The sequence below is a fragment of the Chryseobacterium taklimakanense genome (genome assembly GCF_900187185.1).
Lineage (GTDB): Bacteria > Bacteroidota > Bacteroidia > Flavobacteriales > Weeksellaceae > Planobacterium > Planobacterium taklimakanense.
Genome location: NZ_LT906465.1, coordinates 1,395,885 through 1,419,625 on the forward strand (window position 1 = coordinate 1,395,885; position 23,741 = coordinate 1,419,625).

The following is a 23,741-nucleotide window of genomic DNA, read 5'->3' on the forward strand; positions in this document are numbered from 1 at the left end:
TTTTTACTCTGTAAAATCTGTTAAAGGTTCTGCTTTTGCTACAGTTTTCGAGACCTGGCTCGAGAGCATTTGCAGGGAGTATTTTGCAATATCTATCGCTTCTTTTTCGCTTTCGATTTTCTGGCCATTAATGATCACGAAATTATCCTGATATTCAGTTTTATGTTGTTTTAGAGTGGTTGTGTTTTCTTGCTGCGCTGGTTTAGGTTCGGCAGAAACACATTTTTGTCTTACCGCTTTTTTCATCCGGCTTTTTTTCGAGAGAATCTTATTCATCACTTCTTCTGCTTCCTTTTCCGCAGATATATTTTGTACGACGGAATCTTTTTTTCTGGCAGCTACAGAATCCTGGCTTTTGATTTCCTTTACAGCCAATAAATCTTCTTCCTGCTTCTGCATCATAATCTGATTTTTCACGAAAGCATCCTGTTCCTCCACCGAAGGCTTATTATTAAAGGTTTTGGTTAAGAAAAATACGCCCAATATAAGTGCGATACTTGCCGCCAACCAGAAAAATTTCGGTATGGTTGGTTTTTTTTCCAAAGCTTTAAGTGGGATTATTTTCCCATCATTTTTTTGCTCTTCAGCCTGCTTCAGAAAGTCCTCAAAATCCCAGTTCATCTTTTCGTCCTTCATTTCCTGGAAGACTTGGTTATATTTATCCTGTAATTTGTCGTTGCTCATAACTCATCAGTTGTGTGATCCGTTCTTTTATTTTTTGCCTTGCCCTCATCAGGTTTACTCTTACTGCATTTTCTTCCATCTCGAGCATATCTGCGATTTCATTTACATCATATTCCTCTACATCTTTCAGGTGAATTACCGTTTTCTGTTTTTCGGGAAGCTCGCTGATGTATTTGATTATTTCATCTTTTAAATTATTGATATCCGGTTTATAAAGCTCGCTTTGATGAAGCTGGATATTTGCGAAACCCAGCTTTACATCCTCGTGTTTCAGGCGGTTCAGGCATTCATTTTTTACACATTTCATGGCAAATGATTTCAGGTTGCCATACTCTGAAAGCTTTTCCCTGGTCTGCCAGAACTTCATCATCAGGTCCTGCACCACATCTTCGGCTTCATCACTGCTCATCACGAATCTTTTTGCAAAACGGAACATCTCATCTTTGAGAATAAATACCGTATCCCTGAAAGTTTCGTGAGTCATAGTTTTCGTTTCTAATGGTAAGACAACCAAGTTCGGAATTATATTACACTGGAAATAAAAAAATCCGCTAAAATTTTTTAACGGATTATTTTTTAATGATTTAATTAAAATCAATAATTTTCGTAAATATACTTCAAAATATCTTTATCAGCCTCTGTTAAAGGAACTTTGCGTCTTGCCATGGCTTTTTCTGCCACTTCATACGCTTTTTCGAGTTTAAACTTTTCATCGCCTTTCATTCCGCCCCACGAAAAATTATCAATCAGATTCGGCGGGAAACCGCTTTTGAAGATATTGGCCGCTACGCCTGCAACCGTCCCGGTGTTGAGCTGTGTGTTGATCGCAGTTTTTGAATGGTCGCCCATGATCAGCCCTGCAAACTGAAGCCCGGTATTGGCAAACCGTTTCAGGCGGTAGTTCCACAGTTTTACTTCAGCGTAATTGTTTTTCAGGTTTGATGAATTGGTGTCTGCGCCAAGATTGCACCATTCGCCGATTACAGAATTTCCGACAAAACCGTCGTGGCCTTTATTAGAATAACCAAAAATCACGATATTATTCACCTCGCCACCAACTTTGGAATGTGGCCCGATGGTTGTCGCGCCGTAAATTTTTGCTCCAAGGTTAAATTTAGAATCGTCGCAAAGCGCAATCGGCCCCCGAAGGTTGCAGCCTTCCATCACTTCGGCATTTTTTCCGATGTAGATTTTTCCGGATTTCGTATTTAATGTCGAAAATTCAATCTGTGCGCCTTCTTCGATAAACAAATCTTCCTTATTCCCAAGGAGGCCGTTGGTTTCAGAAAGCGGTTGTGAAGTTCTGCCATTAGTCAAAAGTTCAAAATCGAAATCAATCGCTTTATCATTATAAGAAAATAAATCGGTCGGCTGTTTGAAGAAGAGAAGTTCCTCGGTGATGTCGGTCATTTTTTCAATCTGGTTGAGACTGAAACTTTCCATATTCACTCGCGCAGCCAAAAGTTCGTTCTCATAAACCAACGCTTCGCCCTGATGCAGATTTTTGATCTGCTCCAAAACTGTTTCCGTTGGGAGAAAATTCGGAACGATGAAAAGGCTTTCCTTCCCTTCCGGTTTTTTAAATTTCTCCTGAAGGTAATCTTCCGTAATGAAAGAAATTTCCTGAATTTCTAGAAGTTTCTGCCAGCGTTCGGCGAATGTGAGTATTCCGCAGCGCATCTCTGCTGTTGGCCTTGTAAACGTAAGCGGAAGAAAATCTTCCCAATATTGTGCGTCTGAAAAAACGAGTTGCAACATTCATTCAGGGTTTTAAAAAAGTTCAATGTTTAACGTTATTCAAAAATACAATAAAAAAAATCGCATATTATAAAAGTAAAATTAAAGTTTTAATATTTTTGTTAAAGCTAGAAAATAGCCAGATGAAAAACTCTTCATTATTCTTTGTTTATTTACTTATTATAGGAATTCTTGTTAGGTTATTCACTCTGTTTTATATTCCGATGTTTTATGCTCCTGATGAAGAGGCTCATTTTAAGTATATACGGTATATTTCAGAAAATAAACATCTCCCAATTGCCTATTCGGTAACGGGAAGCGAGACAAAAGATTGGGAATTTCACCAGCCACCTCTTTATTATATTATTTTATCTTTATTCAATGTAAAATCAATTACTACAGCGTTTTATCTATTTCGTTTTTTTTCAGTGATTTTATTCATTATTACTTTCATTTTTTCTAAAAAAGTTTTGGACAAATTTGCGATTGGAGACTTCCGAACATCTGTTGTTTTAATATTTTTGTCTCTTCTTCCTACTTATATTTTTGTCTCTTCTTCCATAAATAATGACAATCTCATTATTCCGGTTAGTGTTGTAACCTTTTATATTCTCCTCCACTCTAATTTTAATCGAATAAAAGACCTATTTTCAGTTTCCCTTTGGATAACTTTGTCAATCATTACAAAATACTCAGCATCTGTTATTGTCTTTTTTGTTACAGCCTATTTTCTGTTACAATTTGTGAAGCAAAGAAATTTCAAAAATTTATATCAATTACTCTTAATCGGCTTATTTACAGCAATACTTTCTGCAGTATTCTTTTTAAGGAACTTAGCTTTGTACGATTCTGTTTTAGGATTTAGTAAAGCACATGCAATAGGGGAAAACTGGGACAGTTTTTCTAAAGCACTAGGTTACATCGTTCATACTTTGATATGGTCATTTTTTGCTGTTGCGGGAATCATTAATGATATACGGCCAATAATATATCCCTTTTCATATCTCCTTTTATTAGGACTAATTTTAGGAACTACAATAATTTTAAAAAAACACAGAAGCTTACTTTTGTTAACTGCGGTTTTTACACTTGGCATAAATATTTTGTTGTCGATTTATTTTGGTTATAAATATTATCAGTCGCAAGGCCGATTTCTATTTCCATCCCTTATATTCATTGCCATCATATTCAGTTTTAGTTATAAGTTTTTAATTGATAAATTTTCGATTAATAAAAAAGTAAGCCTTGTAATCCTAATACTTTTTTTCTCACTGGGATATGGATTTACAATCTTAAAGTTTGAAAAGCATAAAAAGGAAGGCCTATTAGTAATGGCGAAACAGAGTGTTTTAATACAATAAAAAAAGCCTTCCAAAACTTGAAAGGCTTTAATATAAGTTAAATAAAAAATTACTTAGCGAATTTTTTGTACTTGTTCATGAATTTGTCTACTCTACCGGCAGTATCCACAAGTTTTACTTTACCTGTATAGAACGGGTGAGAAGTTGAAGAGATCTCCATTTTGATCAATGGGTATGTTTCTCCTTCGTATTCGATAGTGTCCTTAGTTTCTGCAGTAGATTTGCAAAGAAACATCTCGTCGTTACTCATATCTTTGAAAACAACAAGTCTATAATTTTCTGGGTGAATTCCTTGTTTCATAATTTAAAAATTTAAAAAATTAAAGTTTTGCTTCAGAAATAGTAATGGATATTCCTCTGCTAAATTTTAGACTGCAAAATTAATAATATTTTTTAATTCAGCAAACTTATGATAAAGAAAATTTTACAACAATAATATTCCCGAAAATTGGTTAAATTTGAATACTAATCTGCCTTTGATGAAATTAAATATATTTATTGCCTCACTATTAATGGCGTTCCTCTTTATAACTGGTTGCAACCGGGATGAAATCTCATTCCACGCACCTTCTAAAGAACTTAGATTTTCTCAGGATACACTGGTTTTGGATACTGTTTACAATCAGGTAAGATCTGAAACTTACGCTGTGAAAGTTTACAACCAGGAAGACAAAGACATCAAAATCCCTAAAATTTCCCTTCAGGGCGGCAGCAATTCTCCATACAGATTAAATGTCGACGGGAAATCCGGCACTGAATTCACCGATATTCCGCTACGGAAAAAAGACAGCCTTTTTATCTTCGTTGAAATTGCACCCATAGCCAATTCTAAAGAAGCCATCGCCGAAGACCGGATCAATTTCAGCAGCAATCAGCATGTGACACTGCTTTCTGTCGTTCAGGATGCCGAGTTTTTCGTGAAGACGTCGGCCAACCCAAATATCATTGCTCAAAATACGACGTGGCAAAGCAATAAAGCAAAAATAATATACGGTGATCTTACGCTTGCTGAAGGCAAAACCCTGAACATAGAAAAAGGTACCAAAATCTATTTTTCCAAAAACAGCGGCTTGAAAATTTCTAAAAATGCCACCTTAAATGTTTCCGGAGATTTGAATGAAGAAGTGATTTTCCGTGGTGACAGAAATGAAACCCGTTACGACACAATTCCTGTGAACTGGAACAGCATTAAAATGGAAGAAGGTGCGACAGCGAATATCAATTATGCTAAAATATTTGGTGGAACTTCCGGGCTTGAAATGGTAAAAGGTACCGCAAACGTTCGCAACACACAGATTCACACCTTTCAGAATTACGGGATTTTGGCAGTAAATTCCTCAGTTACAGCAATAAATACGGTGATGTACAACTGCGGTGAGAGCAGTTTTGGGATTTTTAAAGGTGGAAATATTGATTTGACTCACTGCACCTTAACCAATTACTGGAGTCTAAACGCCTCAATGCCGGGGCTTGCGCTTTATGCGACCAATGAATTTAAAAATGCTTCTGGAACTGTAGAACAGGCGCCACTGACACTGAATATAAAAAATTCAATCATCCATACGAGCCGGGATAATGCTATGATTTTCAAACCGACATCCGGACAGATCTTTACTTATTTGATTGATTCTTCCTTGCTTAAATATGGAAACAATGCCGGTTTCAATTTTGACGGTAACGCAATGATTGTGAATTCAATAAAAAATCAGGATCCGAAATTCCTGAATTACAATCTGGCAAAAACCAACCTTCGCCTCGCCAATGATTCGCCGGCAAAAGGAAAGGCAAAACTGACGTATGCGCAAAGCATCCCATTAGATATTGTTAAAATTTCAAGAACAACCGCTCCTACCATTGGTGCATATCAATAAAAATTTTAAACCATGAAACTGGGAATTCAAGAACTTCTGTTGATATTGGCACCATTTATCATCACGATGGTGGCGGTGTTTTTTCTTTTAAAGTCAAATAATACGAAAAAAAAATAAGATAAATGGAAATCACAAACCTACAGAAACAGGTTGATGAATGGATAAAAACCGTTGGTGTGCGCTACTTCAACGAGCTTACGAATATGGCCATTTTGTCTGAAGAAGTAGGTGAGGTGGGACGCATTATATCCCGCAGATATGGCGAACAGAGCGAAAAGGACAGCGACAAGTCTAAAAATTTAGGTGAGGAACTTGCGGATGTTCTTTTTGTGACGTTATGCCTCGCGAACCAAACCGGGACGGACTTGCAGGAAGCTTTCGATAAAAAAATGAAGCTGAAAACCGAGCGCGACAAGGAACGCCATCAAAACAACGAAAAATTAAAAGATTAGGTTTGACTTTTTGTAAAACCATAGAATTGATTTATGACTTTAGAAAAAAGAACTCACATAGCCAATAAAACGATACAAATCTGCGGTTCGAAGAGCATCTCGAACCGCTTGCTCATACTAAATGCGCTCTTTCAGAACGTGAAAATCAATAATCTTTCGGATTCGCAGGACACCAGGCTTTTGCAGGAAGCGCTGGCAAGCGATTCTGAAATCATCGATATCAATCACGCCGGTACAGCGATGCGTTTCCTGACATCTTATTTTGCGATCCAGCCGGGAAAAGATGTTGTCTTAACCGGTTCTGAAAGGATGAAACAGCGCCCAATCGGTTTTTTGGTTGATGCGTTGAGAGATTTGGGTGCTGAGATTGAATATCTGGGAAACAAGGGATTTCCTCCGCTGAAAATCAGAGGGAAAAACATCGTGAAAAGCAATGTGAAAATTCCGGCTGACGTTTCCAGCCAGTTTATTACGTCACTAATTTTCATCGGAGCAAAACTACCGAACGGCCTGAATATCGAACTTAGCGGCAAAATTACATCACGGCCCTACATCGATATGACTTTACAAATTTTAAAGATCATCGGCATTGAAACAGAATTTTCCGGAAACAGAATTTCGATCAAAAACCATACGTTTGACGATAAAAAATCAAATATATTCCATTATGTGGTTGAAAGCGACTGGTCATCCGCCTCTTACTTCTACTCTTTATCCGCAATTTCGAGGAAAAATATTAGTTTAAAAAGTTTTAATAACCACTCCTACCAAGGCGATTCAGCGCTTAAAGAAATTTACTGGGAGTGTTTCGGAGTCAATACAGTGACTGATATCCAGGAACATACAATCAGTCTTTTTCCGGAGACCTTTATCTATCCTGACAGTATAAAACTCAATATGAATGACTGCCCGGACATCGCGCAAACCGTTTGTGTAACCGCGACTGCCCTAAAAGTTCCGTTTGAACTTACAGGACTTGCGACCTTGAAGGTGAAAGAAACCGACCGGCTTCTTGCGCTTCAGAATGAGTTGAAAAAAATCGGCTGCGAAACCGAAATTTCTGATGATGCGATAAAATCAGTAAATTTCACCGATCCGGACGAAAATATTGTCATAAAAACCTACCACGACCACAGAATGGCGATGAGTTTTGCACCTTTTTCTTTGATCCAGAATCTTGAAATTGAAGACGAAACTGTGGTTGAAAAGTCTTATCCAAAATTTTGGGAAGATTTTAATGAAGTTACAGAACCCATTAATTAAAACAAATTGAGTAAAACCATCATCATAACCGGTACTTCTTCCGGAATTGGCTTTGCCTTAGCAGAATATTTCGGTAAAAAAGGCCATAAAGTTTATGGCTTAAGCAGAAAAAATGTGGAAAGTCCACACTTCAAAACGGTTCCGACTGATATTACAGATCAGGCTCAGGTAAAGAATGCAATAGTTGAAATTTTAAATACTGAAAACCGTATCGATGTCCTGATAAACAACGCCGGAATGGGAATGGTCGGCCCCGTGGAAGATGCTACTCAGGACGAAATTCTTAAACTTTTCAATCTCAATCTGGTCGGTTCCGTGCAAATGATGTCTGGGGTTTTGCCCAAAATGCGGGACCAGAAATCCGGGCAGATCATCAATATTTCAAGCATCGGTTCAGAAATGGGCTTACCGTTTCGTGGATTCTATTCAGCATCCAAATCTGCGTTGGATAAGGTAACTGAAGCCGTTCGCTATGAAGTTTCGCCGTGGAATATCCAGGTTTGTACACTGCATTTAGGTGACATAAAAACCAATATTGCGGACCACAGGGTAAAAAGCGAAGTTTCTGAACCTTACAAAAAAGTATTTGATAAAGTCTATTCGCTGATGAATGCTCATGTAGATCAAGGTACGGAACCTGTGGATGTGGCCAGGTATATTGAAACCCTTCTCAAAAAAAATAACTGGAAAGCGCATTATTATTTTGGAAAATTCGGGCAAAAAATCGGCGTGCCTTTAAAATGGCTTCTCCCGCAAAATTTCTATGAAAACCTGATGAAAAAGTATAATAAACTGGATTGAATTTCAGTTTAATAAATCATAAAACGTACGGGATTGAGTTTGCGGTTCACATTTCTTTTATTACTTATTTGTGCCTTATTCCCAGCACAGGTGAAAAGATTTGTTTTAATCGATGTACAGGATGACAGGCGTTACCTTAAAAAAGATTCAATATCTGCGGTTAAATTTCTGGATTCCCTTTCGCAAAACAATTATTTCTTCACACAACTTAAAGCTGTTAAACAAAATCAAAATAGTACTGAGATTTATTTTGATAAGGGTAAGAATTTCAATGAAGGTTGGGTTACAGTTTCAGATACAATTGCCGCAGATTTAAAACTTCCAAAGGAATTTTATTTCAAAAACCTGGATTCGCTCAGGCGAAGCATTAATCAGAAATATATTCAAAAAGGCTATTCCTTTAGCCGTATTAAAACTAAGTATGACGGTTTAAAAAACGGATCTCCTTCTGTAAAAATTTCAGTAATTCCTACCGAAAAAAGAAAAATTAACCGGTTTGTTATCAAAGGTTATGACAAGCTTCCGGCGAGATTTGTAAAAAATCTTGAAAAAGAATATAAGGGCCAAGTTTACAGCGAAAAAAATCTTTCATTGATTAACAGCCAACTGCAGAACCATCCTTATATTTCTCTGGAAAAGCCACCGCAAACACTGTTCACAAAAGATTCTACGGAAATTTATCTTTTTGCCCAAAAGAAAAAATCAAATACTTTCGACGGTGTTTTGGGTTTCGGAAATGACGAAAATGAAAAGTTCACTTTAAACGGAACGCTGAATGTCAATTTAAGGAATTTATTTAATGGTTTTGAAACCATCAGCCTGTTTTGGCAGCGCAATCCGAACCGTGGGCAGACTTTTGACCTGTTGACCGACATCCCCTATTTATTTAAATCCAACTTAGGTTTTCGGAATGAGGTCCACATTTACCGCCAGGAGTCGGATTATGCTACAGTGAAAATATTACCCGGAATTTATTATCACCTTTCCTCCCGTGAGAAATTTGGGATCAGAGGTAATTTTGAACTTTCTTCGGTTCTGGATTCTTTATATACCAATGCAAAAGATTTCAGCAGAAAAGGCGTCGGAATATGGTATGAATATACAAAGCCGACCGAAATTGATCTGTTTTTAAATGACATATGGCTGCGTGCTGAAACTGATTTTATTAATACCAATTACCAGACGGACGATCTGAAAGCCACACAATTCAGATATTTTATTTCAGGAGAAAAAAACCTGCATTTAAAAGGAAATCATTATCTCAATCTCAAAGCAGAGTCCGCCTCGCATATTGCAAAAAATTCCCTCTCTGAAAATGAAATTTTCAGAATAGGCGGCTGGAACTCTCTGCGCGGATTTAATGAAAATTCAATACTGGGAGAGCTCTATGCCTTCGCGGGTCCAGAATACCGCTATCTGATCAGTAATCAGGCATTCTTCGATGTTTTTGCACAATATGCATTTGTGAATAATAAAAATCTTTCAAATTCTAAATTCTACAGTTTTGGTACCGGTTTTAATTTCATTTTGCCGGTGGGTCTGATGTCCTTTCAGATATCAAACGGTAATCAGGTTGGTGAGCCGTTTACCTTCAGAAATACAAAAATCCATTGGGGAATTCTTACGAGGTTTTAATTTATCTCTAAAAATTTCATGAACAGCGATCACCTGAAGTTTAGTTAATCAAATTCTACATGGTAAGCGAGCAGCAATTGAAAGGACAGAAATAAGCGTTCTTATTGGAGAAAGAACAGTAAATGATAAGATAGAAATACTTGCCAAAGAAAATTAGGCTTCAGAATAGCGATTTATTATGTAGGTATAAGTTTCTTTTTTGGGAGCATTTCGTGAAGCCCTTTCTCATTTCTTTCCCCCCCGCTGTTCGCTGTATCTTTTGCTCTTCGCCCTGCTCATCACAAAAGGATGCCGCTTCCATCGGGGCTATAAGGGCGGGCGGGACCCGGTAGAGCAATAAATGATGAATGATGAATGGTGAATGATGAATGGTGAATAGGCTAACAACTATTTAGAACGATGACCGGCAAAATCATATTCAAGCCTCCTTCGCAGTACTTTATCGAACACCACCTAACCTTTCGGGCTCCTTTAAGCCCTGGGTATAAAACAAAAAAATCCTTCACTCTTTCGAATGAAGGATTTTTCAAAAAAACTGGCGGCGACCTACTCTCCCGCGTTAGCAGTACCATCGGCGCTAGAGGGCTTAACTTCTGTGTTCGGAATGGGAACAGGTGAGCCCCTCTGCTAAAACCACCCTAAATATTGTATTGCTGTACTATGTAAAATGTATAATGTACATTCTTGTTATGATGCACCATCAATACTTTGTACATTGTACATTGTACTTCGTACAATATTTATCGATAAAAACGCTCACAAAGAAAAAACCTTGAGTTGCACTTCCGAGTGCCGGACCAATAGGCTATAAATCTACGGGTAATTAGTACTACTCGGCTATGCTGTTACCAGCTTTACACCTGTAGCCTATCAACGTCGTCATCTCCAACGACCCTTAAAAGATGTCTCATCTTGAGGCAGGTTTCGCACTTATATGCTTTCAGTGCTTATCCTTACCAAACATAGCTACTCTGCGGTGCGCCTGGCGGCACAACAGATACACCAGAGGTTTGTTCAAATCGGTCCTCTCGTACTAGATTCAAGCCCTCTCAAACATCTAACGCCCGCAATAGATAGAGACCGAACTGTCTCACGACGTTCTGAACCCAGCTCGCGTGCCACTTTAATGGGCGAACAGCCCAACCCTTGGGACCTTCTCCAGCCCCAGGATGTGACGAGCCGACATCGAGGTGCCGAACCTCCCCGTCGATGTGAGCTCTTGGGGGAGACTAGCCTGTTATCCCCGGAGTACCTTTTATCCTATGAGCGATGGCCCTTCCATGCGGAACCACCGGATCACTATGTCCTGCTTTCGCACCTGATCGACTTGTAGGTCTCACAGTCAAGCACCCTTATGCCATTACACTCTACGCACGGTTACCAAGCGTGCTGAGGGTACCTTTGAAAGCCTCCGTTACTCTTTTGGAGGCGACCACCCCAGTCAAACTACCCACCACGCAGTGTCCTTCCTAAAGAAGTTAGGCTCCAAGTAAGCAAAGGGTGGTATTTCAACGTCGGCTCCACCGATACTGGCGTACCGGCTTCAAAGCCTCCCACCTATCCTACACATTGCTTACTCAAAGTCAATACGAAGTTATAGTAAAGGTTCACAGGGTCTTTTCGTCCCATTGCGGGTAATCGGCATCTTCACCGATACTACAATTTCACCGAGCTCGTGGCTGAGACAGTGCCCAGATCGTTACACCATTCGTGCAGGTCGGAACTTACCCGACAAGGAATTTCGCTACCTTAGGACCGTTATAGTTACGGCCGCCGTTTACTGGGGCTTCAGTCAACGCCTTCGCTTACGCTAAGCGCCTTCCTTAACCTTCCAGCACCGGGCAGGTGTCAGACCCTATACAGCATCTTTCGATTTAGCAGAGTCCTGTGTTTTTGATAAACAGTCGCCTGGGCCTCTTCACTGCGGCCCCGATTGCTCGGGGCGTCTCTTCTTCCGAAGTTACGAGACTATTTTGCCTAGTTCCTTAGCCACGACTCACTCGAGCACCTTAGGATTCTCTCCTCGACTACCTGTGTCGGTTTTGGTACGGGTTGCTTCTCTTCGGCTTTTCTTGGATCCACCTTCATTACAGCAGCTTCGCCCGAAGGCTAGGCCTTGACTATTCCGTCAGTCTTCAGCAACTACAGTGAACCGTCCCCTTTTAACGAGAGCAAGTTTAGGAATATTAACCTAATGTCCATCCACTACCCCTTTCGGGTTCGCGTTAGGCCCCGACTAACCCTCAGCTGATTAGCATGGCTGAGGAAACCTTAGTCTTTCGGTGAGGGGGTTTCTCGCCCCCTTTATCGTTACTTATGCCTACATTTTCTTTTCTATAAGCTCCACAATACCTCGCGGTACTGCTTCTGCGCCGATAGAATGCTCCCCTACCCAGTATAAATACTGCCATAGCTTCGGTAATATGCTTATGCCCGATTATTATCCATGCCGGACCGCTCGACTAGTGAGCTGTTACGCACTCTTTAAATGAATGGCTGCTTCCAAGCCAACATCCTAGCTGTCAATGCAGTCCAACCGCGTTGTTTCAACTTAGCATATATTTAGGGACCTTAGCTGTTGGTCTGGGTTCTTTCCCTCTCGGACATGGACCTTAGCACCCATGCCCTCACTGCTGCGCATCATTTATTAGCATTCGGAGTTTGTCAGGAATTGGTAGGCGATGAAACCCCCGCATCCAATCAGTAGCTCTACCTCTAATAAACTAACGCAACGCTGCACCTAAATGCATTTCGGGGAGTACGAGCTATCTCCCAGTTTGATTGGCCTTTCACCCCTACCCACAGGTCATCCGAAGACTTTTCAACGTCAACCGGTTCGGTCCTCCACTTTGTGTTACCAAAGCTTCAACCTGCCCATGGGTAGATCACAAGGTTTCGCGTCTAATCCTACTAACTATTCGCCCTATTCAGACACGCTTTCGCTTCGGCTCCGTAACTTAATTACTTAACCTCGCTAGTAAAATTAACTCGTAGGCTCATTATGCAAAAGGCACGCCGTCACCCAACTTGTGGGCTCCGACCGCTTGTAGGCGTACGGTTTCAGGTTCTCTTTCACCCTTCTATTCGAAGTGCTTTTCACCTTTCCTTCACAGTACTTGTTCACTATCGGTCTTTCAGGAGTATTTAGCCTTGGAGGATGGTCCCCCCATATTCAGACAGGATTTCACGTGTCCCGCCCTACTCATTTATCACTTATGTATGCCTTTCATATACGGGGCTATCACCCTCTATGGCCGTTCTTTCCAAAACGTTCTATTAAACATATAAAAGCTTTTGGGCTAATCCGCTTTCGCTCGCCACTACTTACGGAATCTCTTCGATTTCTTTTCCTCCGGGTACTTAGATGTTTCAGTTCTCCGGGTTTGCTCACCTTGCGGTGTGACTGGCCTTCAACCAGCCGGGTTGCCCCATTCGGACATCTGCGGATCAACTCGTGTGTGCCAATCCCCGCAGCTTTTCGCAGCTTACCACGTCCTTCATCGCCTCTGAAAGCCTAGGCATCCGCCATACGCCCTTAACGATTTCTTTCCTATTTTTGTTAGTTTCCTAAAGCACTCGAAAGTGCTCGGTTTTCTCTTTGTGATGTCTTTACCGTTAATGTCAATGATCTTTTTTCTTCTCTTCAAACTGATGAACAGACGTTGTTTTTGGCTCCGTCCGTAACTTTTAAACCAGTCTTCCAAAACTGTGGAGAATAAGGGAGTCGAACCCTTGACCTCCTGCGTGCAAGGCAGGCGCTCTAGCCAGCTGAGCTAATTCCCCTCTAGTAGACTTTGAGAACCCAGATCCGAGATTCAAGACTTAAGACCGTCCTGGTTCCTGGTTCGGGCATCTCCCAATCTGTTCAATTAGTAGTCTCGGGCAGGCTCGAACTGCCGACCTCTACATTATCAGTGTAGCGCTCTAACCAGCTGAGCTACGAGACTGTCTGCTTAGACAATTAGATTCCAGATTCCAGATACAAGACTCTATCGTCTTGATTCTTGGCTCTTGGCTCTTGTATCTCTTTCCCTGTACTAATTTCTAGTGGGTTTTATTTTTTAATATACAACCGAGTAAAAAAAACCAAAGCAAAACTTTAAGCAAGTTCTTTTTGTTTTGTTTTGACGTATAGTCTCTAAAATGAGATGTTCCAGCCGCACCTTCCGGTACGGCTACCTTGTTACGACTTAGCCCTAGTTACCTGTTTTACCCTAGGCAGCTCCTTTTACGGTCACCGACTTCAGGTACCCCAGACTTCCATGGCTTGACGGGCGGTGTGTACAAGGCCCGGGAACGTATTCACCGCGCCATGGCTGATGCGCGATTACTAGCGATTCCAGCTTCATAGAGTCGAGTTGCAGACTCCAATCCGAACTGAGACCGGCTTTCGAGATTCGCATCACATCGCTGTGTAGCTGCCCTCTGTACCGGCCATTGTATTACGTGTGTGGCCCAAGACGTAAGGGCCGTGATGATTTGACGTCATCCCCACCTTCCTCTCTACTTGCGTAGGCAGTCTCACTAGAGTCCTCAACTGAATGGTAGCAACTAGTGACAGGGGTTGCGCTCGTTGCAGGACTTAACCTAACACCTCACGGCACGAGCTGACGACAACCATGCAGCACCTTGGAAGCGGCCCGAAGGAGGGCCTATTTCTAAGCCTGTCCACTCCCATTTAAGTCTTGGTAAGGTTCCTCGCGTATCATCGAATTAAACCACATAATCCACCGCTTGTGCGGGCCCCCGTCAATTCCTTTGAGTTTCATTCTTGCGAACGTACTCCCCAGGTGGCTAACTTATCACTTTCGCTTGGTCTCTGAGTCCGAAAACCCAAAAACGAGTTAGCATCGTTTACGGCGTGGACTACCAGGGTATCTAATCCTGTTCGCTCCCCACGCTTTCGTCCATCAGCGTCAGTTAAATCTTAGTGACCTGCCTTCGCAATTGGTGTTCTAAGTAATATCTATGCATTTCACCGCTACACTACTTATTCCAGCCACTTCAAATTTACTCAAGACTCGCAGTATCAACGGCAGTTCTACAGTTAAGCTGCAGGCTTTCACCACTGACTTACGAGCCCGCCTACGGACCCTTTAAACCCAATAAATCCGGATAACGCTTGCACCCTCCGTATTACCGCGGCTGCTGGCACGGAGTTAGCCGGTGCTTATTCATACAGTACCTTCAGCTACTTACACGTAAGTAGGTTTATCCCTGTATAAAAGAAGTTTACAATCCATAGGACCTTAATCCTTCACGCGGGATGGCTGGATCAGGCTTGCACCCATTGTCCAATATTCCTCACTGCTGCCTCCCGTAGGAGTCTGGTCCGTGTCTCAGTACCAGTGTGGGGGATCACCCTCTCAGGCCCCCTAAAGATCGCAGACTTGGTGAGCCGTTACCTCACCAACTATCTAATCTTGCGCGTGCCCATCTCTATCCGCCGGAGCTTTCAATATCAATTGATGCCAACTGATATATTATGGAATATTAATCCCCCTTTCGGAGGGCTATCTCCCAGATAAAGGCAGGTTGCACACGTGTTCCGCACCCGTACGCCGCTCTCAAGTTCCCGAAGGAACTCTACCGCTCGGCTTGCATGTGTTAGGCCTCCCGCTAGCGTTCATCCTGAGCCAGGATCAAACTCTCCATTGTATGTTTGTTCTGACCCACTCAAAGTTTGACTTCGCTTTGGTTTTTTTTCCTTACTTGGTTGTTATATCTTATTTCAATGATCTGTTTCTCTTCCCGCTCTTCAAACTACTTTCTGTCGTTTCGTCTGATTTGCGAGTGCAAAAGTATAAAGTATTTTTTAATTGACCAAATGTTTTTGAAAAAAAATTTAAAATTTTATCTAACTGCTTTCTTTTCAGAAAGAAAAATTTTAAAAGTATAATCCCCTAAACATCTTCTCTAATTATCAACTCCTCTTCTGCGCTCCCCTTCTCTCGAATTGGGACTGCAAAGATACGGACTTTTCTTAATCTTCCAAATTTTGTCTGAAAAAATTTAGTGGGAATTATGTAACTTTTTGGTAATTAGCTACAAAAATTTTTACCGCCTGCAGATGTGAAATCTAGAATAGCCCCGATGTTCTATGTTAATCTGCAAATTTTTCAGGTTGAAATTTTTAATTTATTTTGAAAATCCTGTTGAAAAGGTGTTTTGTTTTTTACTACGCTGAAGCATATTCGTAGAAGTTTGTTGCATACGGCAATCAGAGCCAGTTTTTTTGCCTTGCCCTTCTCAAGCAGCCGTAAGTAGAGCTCTTTACATTTTTGGTTGTGCTTTATCGCCGTCCAGGAACAGACATAGAGAATACTTCGGATATAAGTTTTTGAAGTTCGGCATTTTCCTGGTGAATAAGATTTCTTTCCCGATTGGTAAATTCTTGGAGCCAGACCAAAATACTTTACCAGAGATTTTGAAGAATGAAAATTTTTAAATCCTGAGGTGGCAGTCATTAATTGGAGTGACGTCTTTTCGCCAATTCCCGATACAGACTGCAGCAGGTTTTTAGTTTCTGTAAATTCCTCATCCTGCAACTGCGGCAATCTGGCCTCAACTTCCTTGATTTCTTTCTCCAGTTGCTTTAAACGTTTTTCATAATGTTTCTCTGTTGAAGGATTAACAACGGAATGGAATCTTAAGGCTTTTAGCTTTACCGCGTAACGACGCTTTTCTTCTTCCAGATCATTAAGAAGCTTTATTTCCTGATCCAGATATTCAATATCCTGAGTTTTTGGAATATAAAATTCCGGACGGAACATCTCTCCGTAATTCCTGATCAGTTTTGCATCCTCCGCATCGGTTTTCGTGATGATGTTTTTCATCCTTGCAAAATGTTTCACAGACATACAGTTGATCAGACTGCTTTCAAATCCTTTTCCTATAGAGAGGTGAAGCAGGCGGCTGCTGTAGTTTCCGGTTGCCTCAATCACAAAACAATAATCGCTTGGAGAGATTTTAGACAGAAACGACAAAATGCTGCGCTCATTATTTGGCAAATTCAAAACCTGTTCTCCTTTTTCATCGTCCAGGAAACTAAGCGTTAAAAATTTGGACCCAACGTCCACACCAATTACTTTTTTCAATAAATTTGACATCAATTCTTTTTTTTGGAAAGAACGTTTTCTTCTGATCCATCATGGTAAAAGTTCTTACCAACAATGTTCTATCCGGATTTGGAAGAAAACAACAGCAGGGGGATAAAATCAGGGGCGATATCTTAAGTATCAACGCAGCGTCTGCCTTACTCCTGCTGTTTTTCTTTCTAGTTAATATTATCAACTAATTTACTTCATTAATTATTCTAGTGCAAACTTACCATAGCAGCGGTTACCCCACAGCGAATGAATGGAGCCAGCGGAATGAATGAGCGAGGAGTATGAGCGTAGAGCGGGAAAAAGCTCCTGAAAAAAATTTACTAATGCTCCTGATAAATTGTGGTAAGAAATCCTGCGTAAGATTTTTCGAGGAGAATAATATCGCCGGACTTGAGATTGAGCCCACCGGGACCGGACTGGTCTGCACGGATGCCTGCGGGAACAACCTGAAAGTACTGCTCGGGCTGGTTTTGCTTGGGCGAAAGTGTGATCCTGGAGCCAAGCAGGCGGCCCACTGACAGTGACAAGCCTTCGGTTAAAGAATGTCTGACATAGGTGCGAGGCAGCAAAGTCACAGTTTTATTATTGAATTTAATGTTCTGTGGTTTGGAAGCCGATGAAATGACATAAATGAGATTTTCCTGGCGAGGGATATCAGCTGTGTAATACAGGTCGAGAAAGTAGTGTGCAGGATTGAACGTGATTTGCCCATCAAGATTTTCTGATTTTCTTAGTGAAAAAGAGTTGGCACCGATGGTTTTTGCTTTAGTATAGATTTGACGGAAAATTTCGGCGTCGTTGTTGGAAAAACCCTGCACTTCCACTTCGCCCAAGTATTCAGCGTTTGCAGTTGCCGGATCAATCCTGTAGAAAAACCGGTCTTTGTTGTCGCTGGTTTTTATGGCTTTGCTTAGGGTGATATACTGTGCTGACAGACCGTTCAGCAAAAATATAAGGATTAATGCGCTGTATTTTTTCATTTATTGTTCTGTAAAATATTGATGCAGTCCTGCAAACTGTGTTCCCAATGTTTTGGCTGGATGTGATAGATGTTCTCTATTTTATCGAGCGACATCGTGCTTCGAGCCGGTCTTTTTGCAGGTGTGGGGTACTGCTCGGTTGTTATTGGATTAAGTTTTATTTTAGAATCTGAAAACTCAGCTATTTTAGTAGCAAAAGCATACCAGGTTGTTTCCGGTTGGTTTGAAAAGTGAAAAATGCCGTAAGTTTTATGTTCTGATTCGATGATCTTCATGATAGCTTCGGCAAGATCATTAGCATTGGTTGGCTGCCCGTGCTGATCTGATACGATATTGAGTTCGTCTTTGGTGCTAAAAAGGTTCAGCATGGTTTTCACAAAATTCTTATTGAATTCTGAATAAAGCCATGATGTCCGCAGAATGACCGTTTTGGGATTAATTTCCAGAGCCAGTTCTTCGCCCTTTCTTTTGGAAGCTCCATAGACACCAGCTGGATTGGTAAAGTTGTCCTCTTCGTAAGGCAAATTGGTTTCGCCGTCGAAAACATAGTCTGTGGAAACGTGGATGAGAACAGCATTATGGTCCCTACAAGCTTCGGCAAGGTTTGCTACGCCCTCAGCATTTACTGCAAATGCTTTTTCGGGTTCAGATTCTGCCAGGTCAACAGCGGTGTAGGCGGAAGTATTGATGCAAAAATCCGGTCTGAAATCATCAAAATAATCGAGAACAGCAAACGAATCCGTAATATCTAAAGCTTCGGAGTTTGTAAATTCAAAAGTGAACCGGTCTGCGAAATCGGACGATAATTTCTGAAAGCAATTTCCCAACTGTCCGTAACCGCCTGTGACGAGAATTTTTTTCATGATTTTAAGGATTTGTTTTGGTGGCGAAGAAATTCTACACGGCTTTGGAAGTCTTTCTGCTCCAGGTTGACAAGATATTTGTTAAAAAGCTGAATGGTCTCAGGAGGTTGAACCTCGGATTTACGGGTTTTCATATTGAAATAAATGACCGTGATCCACAAAACTGCAAAGATCTTAGTTCCGTCTTCGCTTTTCATCAGGATTTCTACTTTTGAAATCCTGTCCTGAATTTCAATTGTTTTGCTGGAAATAACGACTCTGGAATTATAGCGAACTTCCTGCAGGTAGGCAATTTCATTCTGAATGGTGATCCAGGTGCAGCCGGTCTTCCGGGTATATTCTTCATATGTAAACCCATAAAACTCTTCTACATGGTCTTCGCGGGCGTTGAGCATATATTCCAGATACTTTACATTGTTCAGATGCCCGATCGGATCGCAGTCGCTGAAACGCACTTTAACAACTGTGGATATTTCTTTAGTCATGGTGCAAAAATAGAAAAACCACCCTAATGAAGGATGGTTTTGATTTATAAAACTTCGTTAAATTAAAGTCCTAATTCTTTTTTAACGGCTGCTGTTGCATCCGGACCACCTTTATAGATTAATCCTGAAGCATTGGCATCAAATACAAAATCCCAACCGTTTGATTTAGCTGCTCTGTTTACAGCATCGTTGAATTTTTTCTCGATTGGAAGGAAAGCTGCGTCTGTTTTTTCAGCGATATCTTTCTGAGCTGCCATCTGCATCTGCTCAATCTGTTGCTGAAGTTTCTGCAGTTCAGCATTTCTTTGTTCATTAACTTGCTGAGTTTGTTTTGGAGCTTCTTCAGAGTACTGTTTTAGCTTAGCCTGTGCAGCCTGCATCTGTTTCTCGATTTCTGCTCTTTTTGAATTTGAAAGCGCGGTAAGCTGATCATCAGCTTTCTTTTTTTCAGGCATTAGGTTCAAAACTGCAGCCACATCAAGGGATGCCACTTTTTGAGCTTTTGCAACTCCTACAGCTAAAAACATCATTACTGCTGCAAATAATACACTTAGTTTTTTCATAATAGATTGGTTAAATTATTCTTTTTAAATTTTTACTGTCTGTTTGATTGCCACACTTGGGCAAAGTTAAATTAATTTTTACTTATTTTGATTTTTGAGGAGCAGATCCAGCACTTTGTCTGTGTAATCGTATCTTTTGTCGAGATACAGTACGCTGATGTTATTGCTTTTATCTAAAACAATACCCAATGTGTTTTTCTCGGATACAGTTTTTATGGCATTCCATATCAAATCCTGAAAGGGTTTGGTGAGTGTAGCACGGGCTTTATTGATTTCCCCGTCGGTACCAAACCGCGCATTGATCAAGCTTTTAATTTTGGCATCCTGCTCCAGAACTTCTTTCTCTCTTTGCTTCAACTGATCGCCGACCAGCAGAACTTTTTCATTTTCGAAGGCAGCTTTTTTATCATTATACTCGGTCTGCATCTGCTGAATTTCTTTTTCCCAAGTTTGGATCTGGGAATTGAGCCTGCTTTCTGCTTCCCTGTACTGGGGAAGTTTACCCAAAATATAATTGGTATCTACAACTCCGATCTTCTGTGCCCAGATCATATTGGAGAGGGCCAAAGCCAGAAATAAAATGATTCTGTTAATATTCATCTTAACTAAATTTTATAAAGACTGGTTCATCAGGAAGTGCGTTTTCCATCCGGAAGGTTCAGTACCGCCAATTGGTTTATCAAATCCGTAAGCGAAATCAAATCCAATCAATCCAAATGCTGCCATGTGTACACGGATACCCACACCTGCCGATCTCTTCAGCTGGAAAGGGTTGTATGTGCCCCAGCTGTTCCAGGCATTACCACCTTCCACAAAACCTAAACCGAAAATATTCGCAGTTTGATTGAGTGAAATTGGATATCTAAGTTCCAGGGAGAATCTGTTATAAATTGTTGCTCCACCATAAGGTGTAATGTCGGAAGACCCTAAAGTATATCCGGTTTGTGATGCATTTTCATAACCTCTTAAAGGAATAAGTTCGCGCCCATCATATCTGCCACCAAATAAACCGATACCACCTACATAGAAACGCTCAAAAGGCGGCGCACCCAGTTCTTTGTTATAACCGTCCATAAAGCCCATTTCAGCAGTACTTCTCAAAACAAGTTTCCCTACAATCGAGTTGTATGTATCGGCTTTAAGTTTTACTTTGTAGAATTCCATAGTCTTGTACTTCTCCACCGGTGTCATGGTGGAGTAATCTTTGTTACTAAATAAAGAATATGGCGGTGTAAATTTCAGCGACGCTTCTATATTTGATCCCGAAGTCGGGAAAATTGGGTTTGTCCCTGCCGAGTTTCTGCTTAAACCTATATTGAATGAGAAGTTTTTAGCAGATCCGTTACTTTCACTGGTGTTACCAAACTGGAACGGATAATTTTTAAAATCATAGCTCTGATACTGAACACCTGTGTACAGCGAGAAATAATAATCCGGCCAGCTCAGCTGACGGTTTAGCCCGGCACTTGCTGAGAAGATACCAAGTTTCATGTCTTCACCATACTGATCTTTATATTTAACCCGGGAATAATTCGCGCCCACGGACAGTGCTGTTGGTCTGCTGCCAAATAACCACGGCTCCACAAACTGAATTCCGTAATTCTGGAAATTCTGGCCTGCCTGAGCAGTAATCGAGAAGGTTTGCCCGTCACCCTGCGGAACAGGTTTGAAGTCTTTAAATTTAAGGAAATTCCTCAAAGAGAAGTTATTGAAGGTAAGCCCAAGCGTTCCGATGAATGAATTACCACCATAACCAGCCTGAAGATTTACCTGGGAAGAACCCTTCTCTACCACTGACCAGTGAATATCCACTGTATTATCCTGCGGTTGAGGAACGACATCCTGCCCGATCTGCTGCGGATCGAAATACGGCAAACCGGCAAGCGTGAAGTAGGTTCTCTTGATTTCAGATTTCGAAAATAAATCGCCCGGCCTTGTATAAAGTGACCTTAAAATTACGTGGTCGTGCGTGGTGGTGTTACCCGACCACGTTACACGGTTCCAGGTTGCTTTTTCGCCTTCGTTGATTCTGATTTCAAGATTGATGGAATCGCCAACAACAGATTTTTCAACAGGAACTACCTGTGAAAACAGGAATCCGTTGTTGAGATAAAGGGATTTGATATCGGTATCATCTTCCTTACCGCCGTCTTCACCAACTTTTTTGTTGAAGCCAACCGCATCATAAATATCGCCGGTCTTATAACCTAAAAGTTTCTGTAAAACCTCTGTGGAATAAGTTGTATTTCCTAAAAAGGTTATATCACCAATGTAATATTTTTTACCTTCGTTCAGTTTTACATTGATTTCGAAATTGTTGTTTTTATTTCTCCAAACAGAATCTGAAACCACGGCTGCATCCCTGAATCCAAGTGACTGGTAATAGCTGATCAGGTTGCGCTTGTCATCTTCATATTTTTCCCTGATGAATTTTGAAGGCTTCATAATTCCGCCGATGCCGAAACGCTTCTGCTTAGTATCCTTGAAACCTTTTTTTCTCAACTTGCTGTCGGAAACGCTTTCATTGCCTTCAAACTCGATATAATCGATTTTTATACGCTTGCCTCTGTCCACATCTATGGTCCAGTCCACAAGGTTCGGATCATTGGCGTTGACTTTATCCTGAATTGAGATTTTGGCATCTGCATAACCCTTATTCACGTACTCCTGCGGAATTTTGGTTTTAAGTGTAGAAACCAAATCGTTGGTGATTTTTTTACCCGGCTTCAGGTCATAATCTTTTACAAATTTTTCCTGTTTGCTCTTGTTTACACCTTTCCCGGTTAATTTTATTTCGCCCAGTTCTTTCAGATCTTCCAGCCTGAATTTCAGAACCACCTGTTCACCTTCGATACTTTCTACATAAACTTCCACCACAGAAAAGATATTCTGTTCCCAAAGTTTTTTGATGGCGTTGCTGATTTTCTGTCCCGGAATTTCAACCTGTTCATTTTTATTAAGGCCTGTAAACCTTAAAATCTGTGCCGGCGAATATTTTTTAACACCATCAATCACGATGTCTTTAAGGAAATAGGTTCCGGTTTGGTTTTCTGCATAAACTGCCTTGTTTTCCTGAGTATTTCCCTGTTGTGGTGTAACCTGGCCATAAAAATGTGCCGAGGCTGCAAACATGATGATGGGTATGAATTTTAATCTCATCTTCTATATATACGTTCTTATCTTATTTATAATCTACTGAAGCTGCTCGCTGGTTTTACCGTAGCGGCGCTCCTTATTCTGGAAATCAACAATACACTTAAAAAAATCATCCTTGCTGAAATCCGGCCACAATATATCCAAAAACTGAAGTTCTGCATAAGCGATTTGCCAAAGCAGGAAATTACTGATGCGCACTTCGCCACTTGTTCTTATCATAAGGTCCACCGGTGGGTAATCTTTTGTATAAAGGTGCTGTTCAAAAACTTCTTCTGTAATATCTTCTGAATTCAGTTCGCCACTTTTTACTTTCTCGCTGATTTTCTTTACAGCTGATAAAATCTCTTTCTGCGACCCGTAACTTAAGGCTAATATCAGGTTGCCGTTTTTATGTTCTTTTGTTAGATCCACCATGTTCAGCAACTGGTCGCGCACCAAAACGGGCAAACTTTCGATATCACCTATCACATGCAGCCTGAGCCCTTTTGAAAAAATTTCTTCAGCCTCGATGATGAGTGTTTCAGAAAGAAGCGTCATCAGTGCACTGACTTCCTCTGCGGGGCGGCTCCAGTTTTCTGACGAAAACGTGTAAAGTGTAAGGTATGGGATTCCCACCTCGTTGCAGGCATTGATAGCATTTCTCACCGCTTTGATAGCGTTTCTGTGCCCAAAGGTCCTTTTTTCGCCACGCGACTTTGCCCACCTGCCGTTACCATCCATAATAATGGCGACGTGCTGTGGCAGTTTATCCAGATTTATTTCTTCTTTATATGACTTCATA

The 23,741-nt window shown here is 40.9% G+C and carries 18 protein-coding genes, 2 tRNA genes and 3 rRNA genes; 6 read left to right on the plus strand and 17 right to left on the minus strand.

Annotation, left to right across the window (positions count from 1 at the left end; translation table 11 throughout):
* Positions 1–3: 3 nt before the first annotated feature.
* From CKV81_RS06645 to CKV81_RS06655, 3 genes are all read right to left on the minus strand, one after another.
* Positions 4–684 (minus strand): hypothetical protein, encoded by a 681-nt coding sequence (locus CKV81_RS06645; RefSeq protein WP_095071683.1) that lies wholly within the window; start codon positions 682–684, stop codon positions 4–6.
* On the minus strand, positions 659–1,168 hold the full coding sequence (locus tag CKV81_RS06650) for an RNA polymerase sigma factor (protein ID WP_095074327.1): 510 nt from the start codon (positions 1,166–1,168) through the stop codon (positions 659–661). The genes CKV81_RS06645 and CKV81_RS06650 overlap by 26 nt, the downstream gene beginning before the upstream one ends.
* A gap of 110 nt (positions 1,169–1,278) precedes the next feature.
* Positions 1,279–2,442: a GlmU family protein gene (locus CKV81_RS06655; RefSeq protein WP_095071685.1), complete on the minus strand. Its 1,164-nt coding sequence runs from the start codon at positions 2,440–2,442 to the stop codon at positions 1,279–1,281.
* A gap of 122 nt (positions 2,443–2,564) precedes the next feature.
* Between CKV81_RS06655 and CKV81_RS06660 the strand changes: the two genes are divergently transcribed.
* Positions 2,565–3,782, plus strand: coding sequence for a DUF2142 domain-containing protein (locus CKV81_RS06660; protein WP_095071687.1), 1,218 nt, complete (start codon positions 2,565–2,567; stop codon positions 3,780–3,782).
* Between the two features lie 49 nt (positions 3,783–3,831).
* Here CKV81_RS06660 and CKV81_RS06665 read toward each other — a convergent pair whose 3' ends face one another.
* The gene (locus CKV81_RS06665; protein WP_002662609.1) at positions 3,832–4,083 is read right to left on the minus strand and encodes a type B 50S ribosomal protein L31; all 252 of its coding nucleotides are present in this window, start codon (positions 4,081–4,083) and stop codon (positions 3,832–3,834) included.
* Positions 4,084–4,261: 178 nt separating this feature from the next.
* Between CKV81_RS06665 and CKV81_RS06670 the strand changes: the two genes are divergently transcribed.
* From CKV81_RS06670 to CKV81_RS06690, 5 genes are all read left to right on the plus strand, one after another.
* Positions 4,262–5,653, plus strand: coding sequence for a hypothetical protein (locus CKV81_RS06670; RefSeq protein ID WP_095071691.1), 1,392 nt, complete (start codon positions 4,262–4,264; stop codon positions 5,651–5,653).
* Between the two features lie 122 nt (positions 5,654–5,775).
* A complete protein-coding gene (locus CKV81_RS06675) occupies positions 5,776–6,105 on the plus strand; it encodes a nucleotide pyrophosphohydrolase (protein ID WP_095071693.1) in 330 nt (109 codons plus the stop codon).
* 33 nt (positions 6,106–6,138) lie between these two features.
* On the plus strand, positions 6,139–7,368 hold the full coding sequence (locus CKV81_RS06680; RefSeq protein WP_095071696.1) for a 3-phosphoshikimate 1-carboxyvinyltransferase: 1,230 nt from the start codon (positions 6,139–6,141) through the stop codon (positions 7,366–7,368).
* 6 nt (positions 7,369–7,374) lie between these two features.
* Positions 7,375–8,169, plus strand: a complete 795-nt coding sequence (locus CKV81_RS06685) for an SDR family oxidoreductase (RefSeq protein ID WP_095071698.1) — start codon at positions 7,375–7,377, stop codon at positions 8,167–8,169.
* 90 nt (positions 8,170–8,259) lie between these two features.
* A complete protein-coding gene (locus CKV81_RS06690; protein ID WP_258453824.1) occupies positions 8,260–9,804 on the plus strand; it encodes a BamA/TamA family outer membrane protein in 1,545 nt (514 codons plus the stop codon).
* A 533-nt stretch (positions 9,805–10,337) separates the two neighbouring features.
* Here the strand turns inward: CKV81_RS06690 and rrf are convergent.
* From rrf to uppS, 13 genes are all read right to left on the minus strand, one after another.
* A 5S ribosomal RNA gene (gene rrf, locus CKV81_RS06695) occupies positions 10,338–10,445 on the minus strand.
* Between the two features lie 162 nt (positions 10,446–10,607).
* Positions 10,608–13,353: ribosomal RNA gene (locus CKV81_RS06700) — 23S ribosomal RNA — on the minus strand.
* Between the two features lie 160 nt (positions 13,354–13,513).
* Positions 13,514–13,587: transfer RNA gene (locus CKV81_RS06705), tRNA-Ala, on the minus strand.
* A gap of 90 nt (positions 13,588–13,677) precedes the next feature.
* Positions 13,678–13,751: transfer RNA gene (locus CKV81_RS06710), tRNA-Ile, on the minus strand.
* Positions 13,752–13,945: 194 nt separating this feature from the next.
* Positions 13,946–15,462, minus strand: a 16S ribosomal RNA gene (locus tag CKV81_RS06715).
* Together the 16S, 23S and 5S rRNA genes with 2 tRNA genes alongside form the textbook arrangement of a ribosomal RNA operon.
* A 461-nt stretch (positions 15,463–15,923) precedes the next feature.
* Entirely contained in the window at positions 15,924–16,913 is a 990-nt protein-coding gene (locus CKV81_RS06720; protein ID WP_095071656.1) for an IS110 family RNA-guided transposase, read from the minus strand.
* A 320-nt stretch (positions 16,914–17,233) separates the two neighbouring features.
* Positions 17,234–17,893 (minus strand): hypothetical protein, encoded by a 660-nt coding sequence (locus CKV81_RS06725; RefSeq protein WP_095071704.1) that lies wholly within the window; start codon positions 17,891–17,893, stop codon positions 17,234–17,236.
* Positions 17,890–18,756 carry a dTDP-4-dehydrorhamnose reductase gene (gene rfbD / locus CKV81_RS06730; RefSeq protein ID WP_095071706.1) on the minus strand — a complete coding sequence of 289 codons (867 nt, stop codon included), beginning with the start codon at positions 18,754–18,756 and terminating at the stop codon, positions 17,890–17,892. The genes CKV81_RS06725 and rfbD overlap by 4 nt, the downstream gene beginning before the upstream one ends.
* Positions 18,753–19,241 carry an acyl-CoA thioesterase gene (locus CKV81_RS06735; RefSeq protein ID WP_095071709.1) on the minus strand — a complete coding sequence of 163 codons (489 nt, stop codon included), beginning with the start codon at positions 19,239–19,241 and terminating at the stop codon, positions 18,753–18,755. Before CKV81_RS06735 ends, rfbD begins: the two co-directional genes overlap by 4 nt.
* 62 nt (positions 19,242–19,303) lie before the next feature.
* A complete protein-coding gene (locus tag CKV81_RS06740; RefSeq protein ID WP_095071715.1) occupies positions 19,304–19,804 on the minus strand; it encodes an OmpH family outer membrane protein in 501 nt (166 codons plus the stop codon).
* Between the two features lie 78 nt (positions 19,805–19,882).
* Positions 19,883–20,404, minus strand: coding sequence for an OmpH family outer membrane protein (locus CKV81_RS06745; RefSeq protein WP_095071717.1), 522 nt, complete (start codon positions 20,402–20,404; stop codon positions 19,883–19,885).
* Positions 20,405–20,416: 12 nt separating this feature from the next.
* The gene (locus CKV81_RS06750) at positions 20,417–22,963 is read right to left on the minus strand and encodes a BamA/OMP85 family outer membrane protein (RefSeq protein WP_095071719.1); all 2,547 of its coding nucleotides are present in this window, start codon (positions 22,961–22,963) and stop codon (positions 20,417–20,419) included.
* A gap of 33 nt (positions 22,964–22,996) precedes the next feature.
* Complete coding sequence (gene uppS / locus CKV81_RS06755) at positions 22,997–23,740, minus strand: polyprenyl diphosphate synthase (protein ID WP_095071721.1); 744 nt, start codon at positions 23,738–23,740, stop codon at positions 22,997–22,999.
* Between the last annotated feature and the right edge of the window lies 1 nt (position 23,741).

Coding starts and splice junctions, on each gene's coding strand:
- CKV81_RS06645 (WP_095071683.1), bottom strand. CDS start 684: ATGAGCAACGACAAATTACAGGATAAATATAACCAAGTCTTCCAGGAA.
- CKV81_RS06650 (WP_095074327.1), bottom strand. CDS start 1,168: ATGACTCACGAAACTTTCAGGGATACGGTATTTATTCTCAAAGATGAG.
- CKV81_RS06655 (WP_095071685.1), bottom strand. CDS start 2,442: ATGTTGCAACTCGTTTTTTCAGACGCACAATATTGGGAAGATTTTCTT.
- CKV81_RS06660 (WP_095071687.1), top strand. CDS start 2,565: ATGAAAAACTCTTCATTATTCTTTGTTTATTTACTTATTATAGGAATT.
- CKV81_RS06665 (WP_002662609.1), bottom strand. CDS start 4,083: ATGAAACAAGGAATTCACCCAGAAAATTATAGACTTGTTGTTTTCAAA.
- CKV81_RS06670 (WP_095071691.1), top strand. CDS start 4,262: ATGAAATTAAATATATTTATTGCCTCACTATTAATGGCGTTCCTCTTT.
- CKV81_RS06675 (WP_095071693.1), top strand. CDS start 5,776: ATGGAAATCACAAACCTACAGAAACAGGTTGATGAATGGATAAAAACC.
- CKV81_RS06680 (WP_095071696.1), top strand. CDS start 6,139: ATGACTTTAGAAAAAAGAACTCACATAGCCAATAAAACGATACAAATC.
- CKV81_RS06720 (WP_095071656.1), bottom strand. CDS start 16,913: ATGTCAAATTTATTGAAAAAAGTAATTGGTGTGGACGTTGGGTCCAAA.
- CKV81_RS06725 (WP_095071704.1), bottom strand. CDS start 17,893: ATGAAAAAATACAGCGCATTAATCCTTATATTTTTGCTGAACGGTCTG.
- rfbD (WP_095071706.1), bottom strand. CDS start 18,756: ATGAAAAAAATTCTCGTCACAGGCGGTTACGGACAGTTGGGAAATTGC.
- CKV81_RS06735 (WP_095071709.1), bottom strand. CDS start 19,241: ATGACTAAAGAAATATCCACAGTTGTTAAAGTGCGTTTCAGCGACTGC.
- CKV81_RS06740 (WP_095071715.1), bottom strand. CDS start 19,804: ATGAAAAAACTAAGTGTATTATTTGCAGCAGTAATGATGTTTTTAGCT.
- CKV81_RS06745 (WP_095071717.1), bottom strand. CDS start 20,404: ATGAATATTAACAGAATCATTTTATTTCTGGCTTTGGCCCTCTCCAAT.
- CKV81_RS06750 (WP_095071719.1), bottom strand. CDS start 22,963: ATGAGATTAAAATTCATACCCATCATCATGTTTGCAGCCTCGGCACAT.
- uppS (WP_095071721.1), bottom strand. CDS start 23,740: ATGAAGTCATATAAAGAAGAAATAAATCTGGATAAACTGCCACAGCAC.